This window comes from Heyndrickxia sp. FSL W8-0496, from assembly GCF_038007825.1.
Taxonomy (GTDB): domain Bacteria; phylum Bacillota; class Bacilli; order Bacillales; family Bacillaceae_C; genus Heyndrickxia; species Heyndrickxia oleronia.
On record NZ_JBBOXX010000001.1, the window covers coordinates 2799665 to 2817820 of the forward strand.

Consider the following 18156-nt stretch of genomic DNA (forward strand, 5'->3'; position numbering starts at 1 on the left):
AAAATTAATTATAAACGTATAAAACGATAAGTCAAGAATGATAATTTGGTAGAATAATATTTTTGATAAGATGGTTCCATCCACTTTTTGTAAAAAAACTCTTTCAATCGATTCTTTTGGATTGTAAAATAATGTTCAGAATGTAAAAACACAATTCGGTTGGTAGTCCGAATGCATCACATATGATGTCAGTAACCTTCCCCTCCTCGGGATGTCCGTCATTCTAATATTTATTAGAGGAGGGACTATCATGAAGTTAACCATATACTATGATGGTCAATTTTATGTAGGACTTGTTGAAACTGTATCGAACCATCATTTAAAAGCCTATCGTTATATTTTTGGAAATGATCCTAAAGATCATGAAGTATTAGACTTTATTTATCAAGACTTACCTCGGTTAATTGCAAACCAGCAACAAAAAGGAATACCGGTTGAAAAAAAATCTTTAAAGAAAATTAATCCAAAGAGACTTCAAAGGATGGTATCAAAAGAATTAAAGCAAATAGGTACTTCACCAAAGGCACAGGATGCTATAAAAGAAGAGTACACACAACGTAAAAAAGAAAAAATAATAAGAAACAAACAATTAAAAGAGGAACAAAAGGAATTAAAAAGAAAGTTAAAAATTCAAAAGAAGAAAAATAAACACAAAGGTAGATAACATGATTTCAAGCTAACTAACAATTAATATTGTTAGTTAGTTCTTTTTAGTGCTCATTTGCAAAACACTGTTACCAAACTCCCTGCCCTACTTTAATTGGTTCAAAGCTTCTTCCTTTCCCAAACTAAACCCTTCAAATAATTGTCCTCCAAAGGGTTCTAAAATGTGATTAACTAGACGTATCACCTTATTTTTATCTCCCGTTTTATAATAAGTATCAAACGCATCTACAAATAATTCAGCAAAATGAATATCATAATTTTTTAATGCCCGAACGGTCCATTTGGATGTACCGACCCAGTGTTGATTCGTTCGCAAAACAAATTCACTTACCAATTCAGCTAACCTATTTGCAATAAATATTCCTTCTTCTCGATTCAAACAACCAATATAATCTTCCAGTGTATCCGTTAAAAAATATCGTTTTATACGTATGATCTCCTCAGACCACTTTTCGGGTCCATGCGCTAAAAGTACATTCGCTTCATTTTTAATTGTCTCGATGATTCCTTCGTCTTTTATTACAATCCCTTCTGAAACCATTTTTGGTAAAGAAGGGATTGCTCTGTCCCTATCACTATGAAAAAAAACTTGATAAGATGTTAAGTTATGTACAAAAGCTTCAATTGCCCAACCATACTCTATGAAAGATTCTCGATACGAAGAAGAAAAGTTTTTATCAAAAATCACAACATCAAGATCAGATGTTTTCGTTTCTTCATCACGAACAACACTACCTGCCAAAACTGCAGCTTGGCACTTAGGAAAATACCTATTTACATATTTTAATGCAGCATCCTTAGGACTTAACCTCATTTTCATCACCTCAACAAAAATTAATCTATACATATGCTTATTTCGTCATCATACCTTTTACTTCATCGATTGCTTTTGTTTCATTTACTTTTTTAAAAGCCTCGATACTATCAATAAAATAGCTTTTAGCCTTCATTTGCTCTCCTTTTGAATTGAATATTTCTCCAAGGCCACGACAAGAACATCCCAGACAAATCATGTCTTGGGATAGATGTGCAAAGTGTAGTGATTCTTTCATATATTTTTCAGCATTAAGGTAATCTTTTTTATAGAGACTGTTTTTGTAAAGATTGTTGCTTTTGTAAAAGCCCTATTGCCGGCTTTTACACCTAATAAAAAATTCAGCGGTTCTTATGAGCTTGTAGCTCTTTTCTCAGTGAAATAAGGGGGTGAAACCTTTTCAACTGGATATGTATAAATAAATACTTTACTTAAATAGCAACAATATTTGAGAAAAGAGCCTTTATTTAAAAATATCATACCTTGTTCATAAAAATTTGCCGACATTCCTACAAAAAAATCCGGAAAATATTTTTCTAACATTTGTTGTTCATTTTGAAATAGGAGAAGTGCCTCATTAAAATTTTTTGCAAGTCTTTCTACCATTCCAAGTTGATGTAAAGCAATAGCTTCAAATTTTTTATTTAAAGTTGATTGGGCAATTTCGATCAATTCCATATATATTTTTCTTGCCCCATCAAAATCATTATTATGGCTTTTCACATAACCTAACCCATGCAGTATATTACGATATTCCTGCGATTTCTTATCTTGTACTTCTCTTAAACATTCACGATATATTTGCTCAGCCTTGTCTAATTCCCCGTTATCAAAATAAGTAAATGCTTGATTTATTTTCTCATTCATTTTATTCATTGCTTAATTGTATTTCCCCCATTCTTTTCTTTATAAAATAACGCTTTTAAAGCAAATTTAGGTAAAATTAATTGTCTCCTCCATCTTGATGGTTGCTGGATTAATCGATAGAGCCATTCTAGATTTAACTTTTGCCATATTAATGGTGCTCTTTTAACTTTACCTGAAATAATGTCAAGACTTCCCCCTACACCAATCGCAATCTTAGCATTCAGCTTATTTTTATACTTGTATATAAAATGTTCAGCTTTTGGTGCACCTGTTGCAACAATCAAAAAATCAGGTCCTAAAGAATGTATTTCTTCAACAATCCTTTGTTCCTCTTCATCCCTATAAAATCCATGATGCCTACCAAGAATGGTCACTTTTGGGTATTTTGAATGGATGATTTCCATTGTTTTTAAGCTAGTTTGTTCATCTGCCCCTAAAAAATAAAAAGACCATTTTTTCAGATTTCCCATTTCTAGTAACCTAATTAACATATCACATCCAGTCACTCTTTCCGGAAGCTGCTCCCGTTTTATCCTAGATACCATAATAATCCCAATACCATCCGCTGTAACCAGCCCAGCTTCATCAATAATTTTCCTTAATTGCTGATCACTTTGGTATGACATAACGATTTCAGGATTACCAGTAACTACATGAAAGAGCTCTGATTTGTTTCTATTTACAACATCATTTAGAATTTGTAGACTCTCATTTAATGTAAGTTTTGGAAATGAGATTCCCATAATTTTAGCTGATTGATTCATTTTGCCATTCTCCTTTTTTCAGTTCCATTTTTTTACCTCGATCTTCCTACATTCTTTAAAGTCCCACTTTTCTCCTTCATTTAATACTCAAATAAATTTATATACTCAGTTGAAAACAAATTGTTTCAATATCTAATAATTAAATGTTAAAATAAAACTGTAAAAGGTTCTTCATTAAGAAAAATATGGATTATTTAACACCTTTTATTATTTTTATATTTAAGGAGATTAAAAGATGGGACGAGTAGAAGGAAAAATTGCTTTAGTAACTGGTGGAGCATCAGGTATCGGTTTATCAGCAGCTACCTTATTAGCAAAAGAGGGTGCTAAAGTTGTCATTGGTGATTTCAATGTAGAAGGTGCAACTGAAGCCGCAGAAAGAATTATTCATTCAGGTGGAGAGGCAATTGGTATATTTTTAGATGCTTCCAAAGAAGACTCTATCAAAAAAGCGGTGGATATAACTGTTGAAAAATATGGAAAAATTGATGTTCTATATAATAATGTAGGCTTAACAAATCTACAAAAAGATGTAGATGTAGTCAATATGGATCTTGAAGAATGGGATCGATTGATGAATGTCAACACTAAAAGTGTTTTACTTGGGAGTCGATATGCCATACCACATATGATTAAAGCTGGTGGCGGATCGATTATAAATACTGCATCTATGGCTGCTTTTGCAGGAGATGCAACCCGTTCAGCCTATGGAGCATCAAAGGCTGCAGTAGTAAATCTTACTCGTTATATCGCTGCACAGTATGGGAAGAATAATATTCGCTGCAACAGTGTAGCACCTGGACTTATTCTAACACCAGCTGCAAAGAATAATATGCCAGAACCAGTATTAAGTATTTTTGAAAAATACAATGCCCTACCATATCATGGAGAAGCTGATGATATTGGTTATACGGTTCTTTTCCTAGCCTCTGATGAATCAAAATTTATTACTGGACAAACCATCCAAGTTGAAGGTGGCCATTACATGGCAAATCCAAGTATTGCTGATTTTCAAGCGTTAATAGGTTAATAAATTGTTAGGCATCATATATATTTATATGTCTTTATGTTTTCCATGAATATATGGTGTCTAACATGTCCTAGTGACTGCATATCCCAAAAATAAACTTGAAGGCTCTCCTTCTCTTTTTAGTCTTTTTAAATCCTTCCTCCGTGTCAATAATACAAACTGTTTTTGATATCCAAATTCTAAAGTAAGCTGACTTGAAAACAATTGGTCCAGTTACTCCTCTTTCTTCATATTCTGTACCATCAGCTAATTCTGTTTCGGTTCTTATAAACCACTTATTCCCAATTCCGAATTCAATATATTTCAGCGGAATTCCTCCTGTTAAAATAAATTTTCTTTTCCATAGCATTCACTTAACTTCTAATCTTCCTCATTAAATGAACTGTGTTTGCATGATAATTCATTATTCCAGCTAAAAATCAATAACAGGAATATCATTTTCAATATTATTCTTCATATTCCTTAACGCTTTGAGAATATTCGGTTGTGCGTTATCAACTTTTAAATAATTTAATAAATAAATGTATGAATAGATTTGTCTATATCGAAGAAAAAAAGGAATATAAGAAAACCAATCTTTGTTTAGTGAATTCTCTTCTAAATATCCTTCTATAAATGTTTCATAAAAACGACTAGCAAACTCTTGTTTTTTTCTCTTATCTGATGAAGGGATCGTTTGAATGGCATGATACATTGAAATAGCAATGTCATAAACAAACCAATGATATTCAATATCTCCGAAATCAAAAACTATAATCTCTTCTTTATACACATGAAAGTTTTGATGATGGAGATCATGGTGAATAAGACCATAGGATTGTTCATCTTTCGGTAATTTATTTAACTCTTCTAAAAACCAATTCCACTTCTTCAGAATAATCTGTCCAAGATTTTCTGGGTATTCAACTATTATTTTTTCCTTATTCCAATGCTTATAGTGATCTGGTTGATCCTGAAGATAGTTTTTAGCTAAATAATGCATTTTCCCCATTACTTTCCCCCAATTATGTATTAAGGAAAAATCATGATCTATTTCTTGTCTAATCGTTCCCTTTGCTTTTTCAAACGCAATAACGAAATAATTATCTTGATCTGTCTGAACTTCTTCTATTAAATTTCCCATTTGAGATACTATCGGCTTTGCAATAAATAGTCCATTACTTGATAAATAATTCATCCAATTTAATTCCGCTTTTATCGTAGTATAGGAGTGATTTTCACTTGATAAAAATTTAATAATCAAATTTTTATGTAACTTGCATTCATATACATTCTGATCAAATCCACCTAACAGTCGCAGAGATGAAGCATTCGTACCAAACCGTTTTGCACCGATCTCAAGTATTGATATATTCACGTTAATTCACCCTTTTTCTAGATTATTTATCCAAAAGGCATTCATTACATTTTCCGAAATATTCACTATGCAAGTCTTTAAACACTTTTACACTATTTAAAAATGCTTGATTATATTGACCATTGTCCTCTACCGACCAACACGTCGCTAACACAGCATGTGCATAACCCCATAATAGAATTCTTTCTTTATTAAGTTTTAATACTTCTACAAATATATTAATCCTCTTATCTATTACCTCTAACACATTTTCATCTTGAAGATTGTTTAATAAAAACTGGATAATATCATATTCTCTTTCACCAATTAATCCTTTTGGATCGATGGCAGTCCATGAATTATTCCCATCATTCAAGATGTTGTAATGATGAAAATCACCATGAAGTAAAAACAATTTCTCCTTCTTTCTATTCAATAAACTAAAGGTGTTTACTGCGTGATAAAGATCTTCCTTTGAAAATGGACCGAAACCATTAGGGTGCTTATTATAAATTTTCCAAAACTGCTCTTCTCTCTCAGAAATTTTTGGAATATAAGCACTTTTAGGTACATGAGTCCATAATTTTTTAGCTATATTTGCAGCAATATATGTTTTTTCTACATCATTATCTAGAGTAGCAAGTGTATTCCCTGGATATAGCCTTTCTAAAATAAGAATTCCTTTTTCTAGGTCTACATCGAGCATTTTTACCATGCCTCTTCCATCAAATAAAGATAATGCCTCTACCTCTGCTTGAAATTCCTTACCTGGTATTACAAGTTTCACTACCAGCTCAGTACCATCTAGTCTATTGGCAGGGGCTACAAAATTATAAGACAAATCGAAAGGCTGTAGTATTTGTAATTGCCAACGATCCTCACATTCCACAATTAACCTGTGAAAATCGTGTAGCCATAAATCTCCTTTTTCTTTGTGAACTGATTTAATCGTTTTTATAAAATTAATAGGTAGTTGAATCATATATTTCCCCTTTACATATATTCAAATTGGCATGAACATTTCTAAAAATAATTTCATCAACATTATGAAATAGATTTACAAATGATTCACTTGTCCAATTTTACACCTATCTTAATAATGGACTGGAAACCAATCCTTCACATGTTTCAATCAATCCATATTCGTTGTATTTTAGGAATGTAATCTTCAAATACTAAGCTATATACATCTGGATTCGATAATTGGTGCCATTGTTTAAATCCAAAAGATGGTTGAAAATGCTTGATCATTAAAGCCATTAAATTCCCATGAGTGACAAGCATTATATGATTGGAACTACATGTTAAAACGTCTTCGATTACTGTGATTCCACGATTCATCGCCTGTTTACTTGATTCACCACCTGGATAACATAAATCTAGCTCTGTGAATGAATCTTCAAGCATCTCTAACCAATTAGAATGGTCTTTAGAACTTAAAACTCTTTCTGATAAGCGTTCATCCTTAATAATTTCTTTACTGATTGTTTTTGCAAATGGTGTTGCAGATTTAATTGCCCTCTTATAGGGACTAGAAATGATCATATCAATATTTTTTTTCATAAAGTATTCTGAAAGTAAAAGGGACTGTTCGATACCTTTTGGGGTCAGATCAGCATCAAACTTTTGCCCCTCAGCTTGACAATGCCTTACAAGATAAATAATTTTAGACATCTTTTTCTCCTTTTATTGATTCATGCGTTAACTATAGTGTCTTTAGAGTTGTTAAGGATTGTTTTATTTGATAATCTCTGTTTCAATCATTCTTTAATAAAGGAATTACACTCTCATGATTATATAGTTTCATGGTTTCACATATTTGTTTCGGAAGGAGATCATCAATTGAATTTTGTAAGTCAACCAATGCTTTATTAACAAATCCATTTTCAAACCGATCAAGTGATTCAGGCAACTCATCTTCATCCAGAACATAGTGTTGTCCATCTGGAAAAACTAAAACATCAATAATCAAATCCTCAAATGACAAAACTCTATCCTTCACATATGTATTTTTTACAATATTAAAATAAGCTCCTAAATAATTCCCCAACATATCTCTCCATATATATAAATTATAGGGACGATCACACCAATAATGGGCAAGGGTATAACTTCCTTTAGGGATAGTTAATTGATTATTACTAGTTTTCATCGTAAAGGATTCAGCGATTCTATGAAATAAAACGACTTTTTGCTGGTTCGAGTTTAGTAATAGACAAGAATGTTCCACAATACTAGAATCATAACGGATTTTTCTTTCTATTATTGTCTTTGGTGTGTATATCATGTAGATTTCCCCTTTAATATTAACTTCTCTCCAACTAAAGCTTTATAACTTAAACTTATTCACAATTATTTCCGCCACTTCTGTTGCACTTACATTCGTATTATTTATTTTTAAATAATTGTCCTTTTGAATTTCACCGTCAAAAGAATTTAATCTATATTGTTTCAAAGAACTGATTAAATCTTTTTCCGACCATTCAATATTTCTTTTAGAAGGTTTGTGCTTTAATCGATTCGTACTTTTATTTCTTTCAAGCCTTTCTTCAAGATTAGCTTCCAATTCTACAAAATAGACGGTTCCTCCTTTTGATTCGAAAATATTACATATTTTGTTTACCTCATCCCAATCTGATTGAAGATCAAATGCCCATACATATGTAAAAATCAAACCATATAAATCACTTTTTGAAACCTCTTCAAATATTTCCTCCCTAAACAATCCAACTAATCTTTTGCCTTCTTTTGTTCCGTAGTCAAAAAAATGGCTAACTAAATCAATAGTCATATGATTATGAAATAGCTTTAAATCTGTTATCCTTGCTAATTCCTGACCTACTGTCATTTTCCCAACTGCTTGTGGACCAAATATTAAAACAAGTTTCATAGCTCCTCCTTAATTTCCTACTTGAATTTTTTTCATGACCCAATCATAAGACGAGTACAACATTTTACTCTATAAGAGATGTCAGATGATCAATCATGATTATAGATACATCATACTATAATTTATGTAAAATTTGTTATATTCTATTTTTATCAACAACTATGAAACATGTTTAAATTTAGATGTAAACCTCTTCTATTTTAGGAAGATATTTTCTAAAGTTTTTTTGAACATCCACTAGCGTGCACTTTCGTAATCAATCTATCTCCTTCAACAGAAGACGGAAGGATAAGAATATTCCAATTGTCGCCACTGATAAAATTCCTGCTAATATGAAATATCCAACTGATACACCATTTAAGTCAATGATGATTGTAAAAAGGGCTAATAGTAAAAGTCTTAATAATGTACCAATTGATTTAAAAAAGCTCAATACTCTTCCTATTAAATGATTTGGTAATAATTCCATATACATATTCTGTCTAATAAGACGAGTTGAAACATTACACCATCCTATTAAAGCTGAACATAATAAAAAAATCCCTGCCTTTGGAAAGGTGACCGTTAGTATAAGTGCCACGATCATCATAAAATAATTTGCGACCATATAAGAGGATGAACTCAATTTCCGTGTAATAATAGTCGTACATATTCCAGAAATTAGTGCACCAATAGAATACGTAACTTCTCCAAGGGAATAGATTTTTACATCCGCTTTTAAACTATGACTGACAAAGATCGGATTTAATAGATTTACCAGCATAACCGCAATAAAAGGTATCAGTGCTGCCACACCGAATATCATTAATCCCCTTCTCCTTTTAATAAATCTCCAGCTTTCATAGAACATGGATAACCAAGAGTTTCTAGTATCTAATTTCAATTTTTCTTTACTAGTAGAGACATAGTTGATACCTAATAAATTTAAAAATGCAAGTAAATAGGCTAATGCATTAAGTATTAAAACTACATGCAGTCCAAATTTCTCTAGCAATATTCCAGCTAGTGCCCCTGATAAGACTAATGCTGTTTGGTTCTCAATTTCCAAAAACGAATTAATAGATCCGTATAGTTTTGGTTCAAAAATTTCTTGCACAAACGCTGATTGTGCAGATTCATACATATAAAAAATGAAAATACTTGATAAATAAATGAACACCATCATCCATTCAGAGTAGGTTCCCAACCATCCCCATACACTTACGGTCAATAAAACCGTGAAACCCGCTAACTGTTCAAATTGCAGTATGGCCTTACGAGAGAAACGGTCGATCATCGTCCCAGCAAAAGGACCAATGAGTAACGTAAGTATCGCAGAAATAATCATCGTTGAGCCAAGTAATCTAGCAGTACCTGTCAATTCAACCATATACCACGATATCCCTATCATGGTCATACCTTGACCAACTCCTGAGAACAAATTAGACAAAAACAATTTGCGAAAATTCGAATTCTTAATCACTTCTCCCATTTCCTTCACTCCTTAAACTAAATTCAAATTATAAAAAACCCCGTGTAAACGGGGTTTTCTTACGATTGGGAATTATTCGCTCGTATTAGTTACTATTTATAGGTGTTTTTCTCCTTTTGGGGTACAATTTTCTTGCTTTGGTTACTTTGAACACGTTTTTTTCTCTCTTTCGGGTACAATTCTCACGCTTTAGTTACCGTGTAGCGGCATTTTTCTCCTCTTCGGGTACCTTTGTCTCACTTTAGTTACCCTTAACACGTGTTTTCTTCCTTTTGGGGCACCTTTCCTCACTTTAGTTACCCTGAGCACGTGTTTTCCTCTCTTTCGGGTACCTTTCTCTCACTTTTTTTACCCTGAAGCGGCATTTTCCTTTTTTGGGGCACCTTTCCCTCACTTTTGTTACCCTGAACCCGTTTTTTCCTCTCTTTCGGGCACCTTTCTTACATTTTGGTTACCTGAACACGCGTTTTCCTCTCTTTTGGGTACCTTTCTCCCACTTTAGTTACCGTGCATCGGCTTTTTCTCCTCTTGGGGTACCTTTCTTTCACTTTGATTACCCTGAACACGCGTTTCCCCCTCTTTCGGGTACCTTTTTTCTCACTTTGGTTACCTTGAACACGTATTTCCCTCTCTTTCGGGCACCACCTTTCTTACATTTTGGTTACCTGAACACGCGTTTTCCTCTCTTTCGGGTACCTTTCTCTCACTTTAGTTACCGTGAAGCGACATTTTCCTCCTTTTGGGGCACCTTTCTCTCACTTGAGTTACCATCAACCCACATTTCCCTTTTTAAGGTACCTTTCTTTCACTTTGCTTACCCCGAACCCGTGTTTTCTCCTGTCGCGGGCACCTTTCCCTCCCTTTGAATATAAACCTTACCAAAACAAAATGAAGCCTAGTTAGTAATGAAGTTCCCCTTCATTACTAACTAGGCTTAATCCATAAACATTATGTTTTTATAAAAAAAGACGCTGCAAAAATAGCACCGATCCAAAATCGAACGTATGTTCTTTTTGTAGTGCATTCAAATTAAAAAGTAAGATTCCTTGATTTCCATATTAATAGTATAAATTAAAATTAATTATAAGTCTATATTTAATATAAAAAATATTCTATATTTTTATAACCGGCCGGAAATTTCTTTAAAAATGGTGATTTTGTATAGTTTGTTGTTTTTGTAAAAAGACACGATCCTGTAAAAAATCATAGTAGAAACGAGGGATATTTTGAAAATAGCCTTATGGGAATCCAATTTAAAAATTCGATTAGCTGGAGAAACTTTATTTAATTTATTTTATTGGATGTACTTTCCTTTCATAACAGTATATTTTAGTAAAGAATTGGGTAGCCATGTTGCAGGAATATTGATGACATGTCCACCATTAATTATTTTGCTAAGTAATATGATCGGTGGAATTTTAGCTGATTATTTAGGACGAAGACCTGTTATGCTATTGGGTTCGTTCCTTCGAACAATCATGTTTGCCTGTTTCGCTATGGCATCTTCACCTTGGATTAGTTATTTGGCTTTTATTGGAATTGGTTTAGGTGGTGGATTATATGGGCCTGCTAGTGATGCAATGGTAGCTGATTTAGTTCCAGAAAAAGAAAGGAGACAAGTTTTTGCTACGTTTATTACCAGTAATAATATTGGTGCGGTATTAGGACCCGCATTAGGTGCATTCTTTTTCTTTCATTATCGAAGTGAACTTTTATGGATTTGTACCATTGTCATGTTAGTTTACTCAATAACGATCTATTTTAAGATATCTGAATCCATGCCTAACTATACAAAAAAATCTATTCATAGAAGTGTAAATATGCAATTAATCAAAGAACAATGGAAGAGCTATGGAATGATCTTTCGGGATAAAATATTTATTCTATATATAATGGGCGGAGTTTTCTCAGTCATTGCGATTATGCAATTAGATTTATATTTAGCCATATATATTACTGAGCATGTCCCCTCTCAATCTCTGATTTCTTGGAGAAACTTTTCAATAAAACTCAACAATACCGATATACTAGGATGGTTACTAGGACTGAACGGTCTACTCTTTGTTCTATTTGTTATACCTGTTACAAGATGGCTTAAACATTGGAGTGACCGTGATGTCTTTATCCTTTCAGCCATTTTGACTGGGGTGGGTATGTTTTTCGTTGGATTCACAACAAACATTTGGCTTTTATTTTTTCTCACCATTATTTTTACTTTCGGTGAACTCGTTCGTTCACCTGTATTAAATAATTTTATTAGTGACTATGCTCCTAAGAATGCGAGAGGTCAATACATGGGTGCTTCTAAATTACAATTTACGATCGGAAGATTTTTAGCCCCTATTACAGTTTTTCTTTCTGAATGGACCCCACCTATAGGTGTGTTTGGCCTCATACTTTTTTGTGCATTACTTGGTGGAGCTTGTTATATTTTTCTATATAAAATACATGTAAAGCAAAGTATATAATGTAGTTCTTTCATCGTATCCAGAATAGTAAACTACCATCAACTATTCTGGATATGGTAATTTTTACATCCTTGTTCCAACCGTTTTTAGTATTTGTCATGCTTCTCCATTGAACCTTCCTATTAAATTCTTTAAATAGGCTATCCCGTTTAAAATTCTATGACTAAATAAAAATATTAAAATTGATATACTTTATAATCACCATTATCTGATGAATATTTTAATATGTTCCGATTTTCAGGGATACCTTCAAAATAGGCACCCATACAACCTGTAGTACATCTATGTCCTGATATTAAAATATTTACTTTACTCTCAGCATGTTGATGTTCTAATTCCCTCATAAAATTAAAGACTCTGTTCACAAAGCTTTCAGTGTCTTCGATACCTTTATACACACTTGCATCGGGGATGAATCCATCCATTTTTACTTCGCTTATCTTTAAATTATCTGCTTCTCCTAATTCAAACACATCAAGTCTATTATCGACTATTACATTCCGACCTGAAACTATTTGAGCAGTTTCAACAGCTCTCTCCTGTGGTGATGAGTACACATGATTAAATTCTATTCCTTGTAGTTTAGTTCTTAAATGCTCAGCTTGTATGATTCCATTTTTATTTAGTGGATAACCATTGCGTCCTTGCAGTTTTCTTTCTTTGTTTAAATCTGTTTCACCATGTCTGATAATATAGATCATCGTTCCACCTCCGAAAATATGATTTATTTATAACAAGAATGGATATATATTACAACTGTTACATTGCTTTCAATTTAATAGTAGTTCCATTTATTCTTAGGAAGTCTTTCTATAGGTGTTTTAGCAGATTTTTGAAAAAGAAATACAAATCTTAAAATAATAAAGAGAAGAGGGAATTGAGACACATAATTTTCAAATATTATTCTCCATTTTTGGCACATAACAGGTAAAATGTAATTGATTGGATATAGTTTAACAAAAAATTTAACAAGATGATGATATATCCGTGTAACCAAAAGAAGTTTAGGAGTGTTTCAATGTCTACACAATCATTAATTGAGCTGAGCAGTACATCATTATATCTCTCTTTTCTTATTTATTTAATTGCTATTTTACCTTGGGGTTTATCAGTGAAATCAAAACGGAATATATTTTCTAGAGTTGCTCTTTTATTAACTCTATTAGGATTTATACTGCAACTTATTTATTTTATTAGTAGATGGTATGTTTCTGGGCATGCTCCGGTTAGTAACCTTTATGAATTTATGACTTTCTTTGGAATTATGCTAGTTGGTAGTTTTTTTATTTTGTACTATATTTATCGTCAAAGTGTGATGGGACTTTTCATTCTTCCCATTTCATTAATTATTCTTGGTTATGCAAACGCTTTTTCTAAAGAAATTTCACCACTTATTCCAGCCTTGCAAAGTAAATGGTTAACCATACATGTGATCACTGTCGCCTTTTCTAGCGCAGTCCTGTCGATATCCTTTGTTACTGGGTTAATCTATTTATTAAAAAGCATTAATCCTAAAGAAAAGAGTAAAAAATCATTTTTCTTAGAATTAATTATGTATTTCTTAATAGTAGTTATAGGATTTATTACAATTACTACTGCCTTTCAAACCACGAATTATAAGCAATACATAAAGTTCACAAATAAACAAGATCAAATAGAAATATACGAATATACATTGCCAGCTCTAACTGTTCCAAAGAACTCAGTAATTGTCGAATCACCCGATAGTAACAATCATATATCCTTGAAAAATAGTGTGATTGAGACTCCATTACTGATAGATGCTCAAAAATTAAATACGATCATTTGGTCGTTTCTAACAGGCACACTTATCTATCTAGTCATTCGTCTAATTTGTAGACGTAATGTTATTTCTTTAATAAAGCCAGTATCAAAGAAGGTAAATGCTAATTTGATGGATGAGATTACGTACAGATCTGTGGTTATTGGTTTCCCTTTATTTGCTTTAGGAGGATTAGTATTTGCTATGATCTGGGCACAATTGGCATGGAGTCGTTTCTGGGGTTGGGATCCGAAGGAAGTTTGGGCACTTATTACTTTTCTATTTTATTCTGTATTACTACACTTAAGAATAGGAAAAGGATGGGAAGGAGAACGAACAGCATGGATGGCCATTATCGGATTCGGTATTATTATCTTTAATCAAGTTTTTGTTAATTTAATCATTTCTGGTTTACATTCTTATGCTTAATTAAATACACGGCAACTGATATTATAGTTAATAAAAAATTACAGCTTACCTCCTTTACATTAAAGTATAGTTGATAAAACAAAGCATCGAATATACGGATTCGATGCTTTGTTGATAGGGATCATTTTATTTAATCTGGGAAATATTCTTAACTAGAAGAATTCATTTAGTCCATTCACAAAATAATCATATATATGATCATCAATTATTTTTTCTCCATATCCTTCAAAAAATATGAGTCTATCTACTTCGTTTTCAAAGGCATTGGGTTTTTGACGAATGGCTAAGGATACATCATATCTAGGGTCACCATACCCCCCTCCACTCCAATCAATTACTCCCGTAATTACTCCATTCGCTACTAAAACATTATCAATTGTAAAATCTCCATGTATGAGCGTCTGTTTATAGACATTCGGTTTATTATATTTAATTTTTTCTAATAATAATTTGGTTCCATCCACTTTTTCATTTTGCAAATTATATTCAGCTTGAAGTAACATTTCTTCAAGCCATGTTTGTTGAAATTTTAGATCATTAGGGCACGACGTTAAATGGATTTGCGATAAGATACTCCCGAAATTATAAATTATTTCATCGTGTTTCCCCCTATTTTTCTCATTAGTTAAAGCAGTTCTTAAAGTTTCTCCTTCAATATAATCAATTAAAGCCCAGGATTCTTTCGGATTTTTTTGTTGAACAAATTTCTTTACTTTTGGAACTGGCAGATTTGTTTCCCGCGTCAAACAGTTTAGAACTGTTATTTCCCTCTTTAGCCAAGAACAAAATAGTTCTCCCTTTGTCCTTTTTAATGCGTATAGTCCTCGAGTACTTTCTATTAATCCTATATCGGAGGTATATCCTTGTCGTGGAAACCTTATACTATAAATTTCATGGAGATCTTCCATTATTTCATTTGGAATTTCATTAATATGTATTGGCTGCAATTTAATTTCACCTCTACCAATATATTAATTTACAATGTCTTTCCCTTTACTATAAACTAAAATTTCCATTTAAATAATGTTACATATTATTATTTTTTTTAGCCTTTAAACCGTGCCATTAAGATCGTATTATAAAATTTCCATCAGATAATAGCTTATCCTTTTTTAAAATGCCTTCTTGCTCAAAGCCATATTTTTCATAAAGTTTAATCGCATGATCATTAGTTTCTAGAACTTTTAGAGTGATTTTTTTGATCTCATTAGAGTCAGCCCATTCAATGGTTTTTATTAATAAATGAGTACCAATGCCGTATCCCCAATATTTTTGTAATACACACACACCAAACTCAACGATATGCGACTTTCTTCTTAATGTATTCCCTTCACATCTCGAAAATCCTACAATCTTTCCATTTGCTTCACAAACTAAAAATAAATTTTGATCCTGTTCAGTATCATCGAAAATTAATTGTTTAAAACCGCTTTCGTCTATGTAGGATTCGCCTTGTTCTCTATCTAAATTTTCCGTTTCACCATCAATTTGTAGTCGGATCTCTGAAAGGTCTTTAGCATCATTCTCTACCGCTGACCTTATGGTAAAAGATAAATTTTTATTACAAAACTTCTTTGCATTAACTTTCATCACATGTCTCTCCCTATCGACTTTACGAACCTTCCTTATTGGAATAACTGATTTACCTTTTGCTCTTCTTTCAAATATTTTTGTATAAGTTTCCTTAAATCATCTTCATTTTTAACTTCATTTAAATTTTTTCCGTACCATGCTTGGATTTCCTCTTTTGTGATTTTATATTCTCTGTTATTAAAATGAAATCTGATCCAGTCAACATTTTGAACCAATGCAAAGATATATGTAGCATTATTTATTACTGTTTCTTTGTATATTTGTTCTGATTCTATCCAATTATAATTTAAAATCATTCCATATGGTTTTTCTTTAGTTTTAAGTTCAATTCCTTTTAAACTTTCGCCACTTTGTAACTGTTTTACAATGTTACCAACTGCACTGTTATCACCAACATACGAATCTTTAAATTGAAAGATGCCTTCTTGATCTTTATTAGCACTACAGCCAATTAACAAAATTACTACCAATGTTAAAAAGAACAGAAATTTTATTCTCTGTTTCACTCGAATTCCCCCTTATTAACTGCCCACTATTTTTACAGTTCATAAGAAATTATCTTCTTTATACTACCTCTTTCAGTTACGAATTTTCCAGTAAAAGGTTTCAACTTTTTATATTTCTTAAACTTAACATCTCCCTATTATGTCGACCAATTACATCATCTGAAGAGATGAAATGCTAAGAATGAATAAAAGAATATCTGTAAAATAGTTAATCTTCATTAATTTGTGGACAATTTATAAATTTTTGTATGTCATAATAACATTTAATATCCAGGTTATTACCATCCTTTTAGAGTATTAATAAATTATTCTAATTGATATCCTCTTAAAAAGATTAATTTTTTGATTAATGAACAAAAACATATTTACTAGCTCTTAAGTGATAAAAACGGATCAGTTAGGAGACGATGACATGACAAATATACTTAAGTATAAGCAAAGTGAACAATATCTTGCAGCAATATATACCATCATTGAAAAGGGTATGGCTGCAAAAGAAGTGGTGTGTTCTATAACGACAGGTTTTCGATCGATCCCATCTTTACGAACCAATCCTGGACTTAATCCTTATCATGCATCTGTAGCAGATATCGGGTATGGATTTGATGCAATTCAAGGCACGATAAAACGAATTCAGAATGGCGAAAAAATTCTACTTGCATTTGAGATGCTTGTTTTTGATCTTGACACTTTAAGAATAAGCGAAAAGCAATTAAGTCCCAATTTTGAATTAGCTATATATGGAGTAGCTCCTGAATTCAATTATTTAATAAATATTAGTCGATATTTAAATAAACAAATCGGTTTAGCAATCTTTGAAGCTATTTATTTAAGTAAAAAACTATTAGGAGATAAATGGGAAGAAATCCATTCTCGTATTCAGGATATTCAAGCAATTCCTAGACTTTAAGGAGGGTATAAATTGCATAATCAGTCTTTGGTAATGACGAGCGAAGAAAAGACAGCTTTATTAGATTGGTGGAACACAATGGAGAAAGCGAAACCAATGGTAAGAAGATTAATGTCATTAATAACAGAACTTCGCGTAGATCCTAAAACTAGTCATGCAGATGGAATGATTTTATTTTACAGAGCTGCTTCGGAGGTCTCCTATGGATATGCAGGTGTTAGAGGGTGCATAAGAAGAGCATTTTCTAATGAAGAATATAGGGAGTTACTACGAATGAATATGGTAATGTGCCATAGTTTTGCAGAACGGTTTTCTGTTGATACAAAAATATTACTTGAAAGAGTTGCCAAACAAATTACAGATCCAGGTTCACTTATTTTAGTACAAAAAATTAGAGAAACCTTGAAAGAAAATGATGTTATGCAAAAAGAAATTAGAGTAAAAGCTGATATCTTTCTCAAGTAGAAAAATATAAACTGGGTTTTATTCCCACGGAATAAAACTTTCAACCAGCAATTCTAATAAAATATATATCATTCACACCCTTCTCCTCATCTTCATATGCATTTTTAGATATAGATTACACTCAACTTCCTACTTTGTTAGTATAATTAAAAAGTATATGTTTG

General features: G+C 32.1%; 19 protein-coding genes and 1 pseudogene. 6 read left to right on the plus strand and 14 right to left on the minus strand.

Annotated elements, in window-relative coordinates; translation table 11 throughout:
• Positions 1-250: 250 nt before the first annotated feature.
• On the plus strand, positions 251-664 hold the full coding sequence (locus tag NST63_RS14135) for a YjdF family protein (RefSeq protein ID WP_341042629.1): 414 nt from the start codon (positions 251-253) through the stop codon (positions 662-664).
• 87 nt (positions 665-751) lie between these two features.
• Here NST63_RS14135 and NST63_RS14140 read toward each other — a convergent pair whose 3' ends face one another.
• The 3 genes from NST63_RS14140 to NST63_RS14150 all read right to left on the minus strand — a co-directional run bounded on the left by NST63_RS14140 (position 752) and on the right by NST63_RS14150 (position 3111).
• A complete protein-coding gene (locus NST63_RS14140) occupies positions 752-1480 on the minus strand; it encodes a nucleotidyltransferase domain-containing protein (RefSeq protein ID WP_341042630.1) in 729 nt (242 codons plus the stop codon).
• Between the two features lie 351 nt (positions 1481-1831).
• On the minus strand, positions 1832-2356 hold the full coding sequence (locus NST63_RS14145) for a tetratricopeptide repeat protein (protein ID WP_341042631.1): 525 nt from the start codon (positions 2354-2356) through the stop codon (positions 1832-1834).
• Positions 2353-3111 carry a WecB/TagA/CpsF family glycosyltransferase gene (locus NST63_RS14150; RefSeq protein WP_341042633.1) on the minus strand — a complete coding sequence of 253 codons (759 nt, stop codon included), beginning with the start codon at positions 3109-3111 and terminating at the stop codon, positions 2353-2355. The genes NST63_RS14145 and NST63_RS14150 overlap by 4 nt, the downstream gene beginning before the upstream one ends.
• Before the next feature lie 235 nt (positions 3112-3346).
• On the opposite strand from NST63_RS14150, the gene NST63_RS14155 reads away from it, so the two are divergent.
• Positions 3347-4141: an SDR family NAD(P)-dependent oxidoreductase gene (locus tag NST63_RS14155; protein WP_180211811.1), complete on the plus strand. Its 795-nt coding sequence runs from the start codon at positions 3347-3349 to the stop codon at positions 4139-4141.
• Positions 4142-4211: 70 nt separating this feature from the next.
• On the opposite strand, the gene NST63_RS14160 is transcribed toward NST63_RS14155, so the two are convergent.
• From NST63_RS14160 to NST63_RS14190, 7 genes are all read right to left on the minus strand, one after another.
• Entirely contained in the window at positions 4212-4448 is a 237-nt protein-coding gene (locus NST63_RS14160) for a DUF3977 family protein (protein WP_341044205.1), read from the minus strand.
• A 105-nt stretch (positions 4449-4553) separates the two neighbouring features.
• Positions 4554-5498, minus strand: coding sequence for a phosphotransferase enzyme family protein (locus NST63_RS14165; RefSeq protein ID WP_341042635.1), 945 nt, complete (start codon positions 5496-5498; stop codon positions 4554-4556).
• Between the two features lie 22 nt (positions 5499-5520).
• Positions 5521-6459: an aminoglycoside phosphotransferase family protein gene (locus NST63_RS14170; protein ID WP_341042636.1), complete on the minus strand. Its 939-nt coding sequence runs from the start codon at positions 6457-6459 to the stop codon at positions 5521-5523.
• Between the two features lie 146 nt (positions 6460-6605).
• Positions 6606-7151, minus strand: coding sequence for a histidine phosphatase family protein (locus NST63_RS14175; RefSeq protein ID WP_341042637.1), 546 nt, complete (start codon positions 7149-7151; stop codon positions 6606-6608).
• 82 nt (positions 7152-7233) lie between these two features.
• Positions 7234-7764, minus strand: a complete 531-nt coding sequence (locus NST63_RS14180; RefSeq protein WP_212941305.1) for a DUF402 domain-containing protein — start codon at positions 7762-7764, stop codon at positions 7234-7236.
• Between the two features lie 42 nt (positions 7765-7806).
• A complete protein-coding gene (locus NST63_RS14185) occupies positions 7807-8367 on the minus strand; it encodes an AAA family ATPase (RefSeq protein WP_212941307.1) in 561 nt (186 codons plus the stop codon).
• 256 nt (positions 8368-8623) lie between these two features.
• On the minus strand, positions 8624-9838 hold the full coding sequence (locus NST63_RS14190; protein ID WP_341042641.1) for an MFS transporter: 1215 nt from the start codon (positions 9836-9838) through the stop codon (positions 8624-8626).
• Positions 9839-11064: 1226 nt separating this feature from the next.
• Here NST63_RS14190 and NST63_RS14195 point away from each other — a divergent pair.
• Positions 11065-12306, plus strand: a complete 1242-nt coding sequence (locus NST63_RS14195) for an MFS transporter (RefSeq protein ID WP_341042643.1) — start codon at positions 11065-11067, stop codon at positions 12304-12306.
• A 176-nt stretch (positions 12307-12482) separates the two neighbouring features.
• Here the strand turns inward: NST63_RS14195 and NST63_RS14200 are convergent, their stop codons facing one another.
• Positions 12483-13007 (minus strand): histidine phosphatase family protein, encoded by a 525-nt coding sequence (locus NST63_RS14200; RefSeq protein WP_341042645.1) that lies wholly within the window; start codon positions 13005-13007, stop codon positions 12483-12485.
• Between the two features lie 317 nt (positions 13008-13324).
• Between NST63_RS14200 and ccsB the strand changes: the two genes are divergently transcribed.
• Positions 13325-14518 carry a c-type cytochrome biogenesis protein CcsB gene (gene ccsB / locus NST63_RS14205; protein WP_341042647.1) on the plus strand — a complete coding sequence of 398 codons (1194 nt, stop codon included), beginning with the start codon at positions 13325-13327 and terminating at the stop codon, positions 14516-14518.
• 152 nt (positions 14519-14670) lie between these two features.
• On the opposite strand, the gene NST63_RS14210 is transcribed toward ccsB, so the two are convergent.
• The 3 genes and pseudogenes from NST63_RS14210 to NST63_RS14220 form a co-directional block, all read right to left on the minus strand.
• Positions 14671-15465, minus strand: coding sequence for a phosphotransferase family protein (locus NST63_RS14210; protein ID WP_341042648.1), 795 nt, complete (start codon positions 15463-15465; stop codon positions 14671-14673).
• A gap of 98 nt (positions 15466-15563) precedes the next feature.
• Positions 15564-16108: pseudogene (locus NST63_RS14215) on the minus strand (GNAT family N-acetyltransferase).
• Between the two features lie 35 nt (positions 16109-16143).
• Positions 16144-16617, minus strand: coding sequence for a DUF4825 domain-containing protein (locus tag NST63_RS14220; RefSeq protein ID WP_212941331.1), 474 nt, complete (start codon positions 16615-16617; stop codon positions 16144-16146).
• Positions 16618-17029: 412 nt separating this feature from the next.
• On the opposite strand from NST63_RS14220, the gene NST63_RS14225 reads away from it, so the two are divergent.
• Both NST63_RS14225 and NST63_RS14230 read left to right on the plus strand, forming a co-directional pair.
• Complete coding sequence (locus NST63_RS14225; protein ID WP_212941334.1) at positions 17030-17527, plus strand: hypothetical protein; 498 nt, start codon at positions 17030-17032, stop codon at positions 17525-17527.
• 12 nt (positions 17528-17539) lie between these two features.
• Positions 17540-17992 (plus strand): hypothetical protein, encoded by a 453-nt coding sequence (locus tag NST63_RS14230; RefSeq protein WP_341042649.1) that lies wholly within the window; start codon positions 17540-17542, stop codon positions 17990-17992.
• Positions 17993-18156 lie beyond the last annotated feature (164 nt).

Bases quoted from the DNA above. Each gene is read 5' to 3' on its own strand.
- NST63_RS14155 (WP_180211811.1), top strand. From the start codon at position 3,347: ATGGGACGAGTAGAAGGAAAAATTGCTTTAGTAACTGGTGGAGCATCA.
- NST63_RS14135 (WP_341042629.1), top strand. From the start codon at position 251: ATGAAGTTAACCATATACTATGATGGTCAATTTTATGTAGGACTTGTT.
- NST63_RS14180 (WP_212941305.1), bottom strand. From the start codon at position 7,764: ATGATATACACACCAAAGACAATAATAGAAAGAAAAATCCGTTATGAT.
- NST63_RS14150 (WP_341042633.1), bottom strand. From the start codon at position 3,111: ATGAATCAATCAGCTAAAATTATGGGAATCTCATTTCCAAAACTTACA.
- NST63_RS14145 (WP_341042631.1), bottom strand. From the start codon at position 2,356: ATGAATAAAATGAATGAGAAAATAAATCAAGCATTTACTTATTTTGAT.
- NST63_RS14200 (WP_341042645.1), bottom strand. From the start codon at position 13,007: ATGATCTATATTATCAGACATGGTGAAACAGATTTAAACAAAGAAAGA.
- NST63_RS14170 (WP_341042636.1), bottom strand. From the start codon at position 6,459: ATGATTCAACTACCTATTAATTTTATAAAAACGATTAAATCAGTTCAC.
- NST63_RS14185 (WP_212941307.1), bottom strand. From the start codon at position 8,367: ATGAAACTTGTTTTAATATTTGGTCCACAAGCAGTTGGGAAAATGACA.
- NST63_RS14190 (WP_341042641.1), bottom strand. From the start codon at position 9,838: ATGGGAGAAGTGATTAAGAATTCGAATTTTCGCAAATTGTTTTTGTCT.
- NST63_RS14225 (WP_212941334.1), top strand. From the start codon at position 17,030: ATGACAAATATACTTAAGTATAAGCAAAGTGAACAATATCTTGCAGCA.
- ccsB (WP_341042647.1), top strand. From the start codon at position 13,325: ATGTCTACACAATCATTAATTGAGCTGAGCAGTACATCATTATATCTC.
- NST63_RS14140 (WP_341042630.1), bottom strand. From the start codon at position 1,480: ATGAGGTTAAGTCCTAAGGATGCTGCATTAAAATATGTAAATAGGTAT.
- NST63_RS14175 (WP_341042637.1), bottom strand. From the start codon at position 7,151: ATGTCTAAAATTATTTATCTTGTAAGGCATTGTCAAGCTGAGGGGCAA.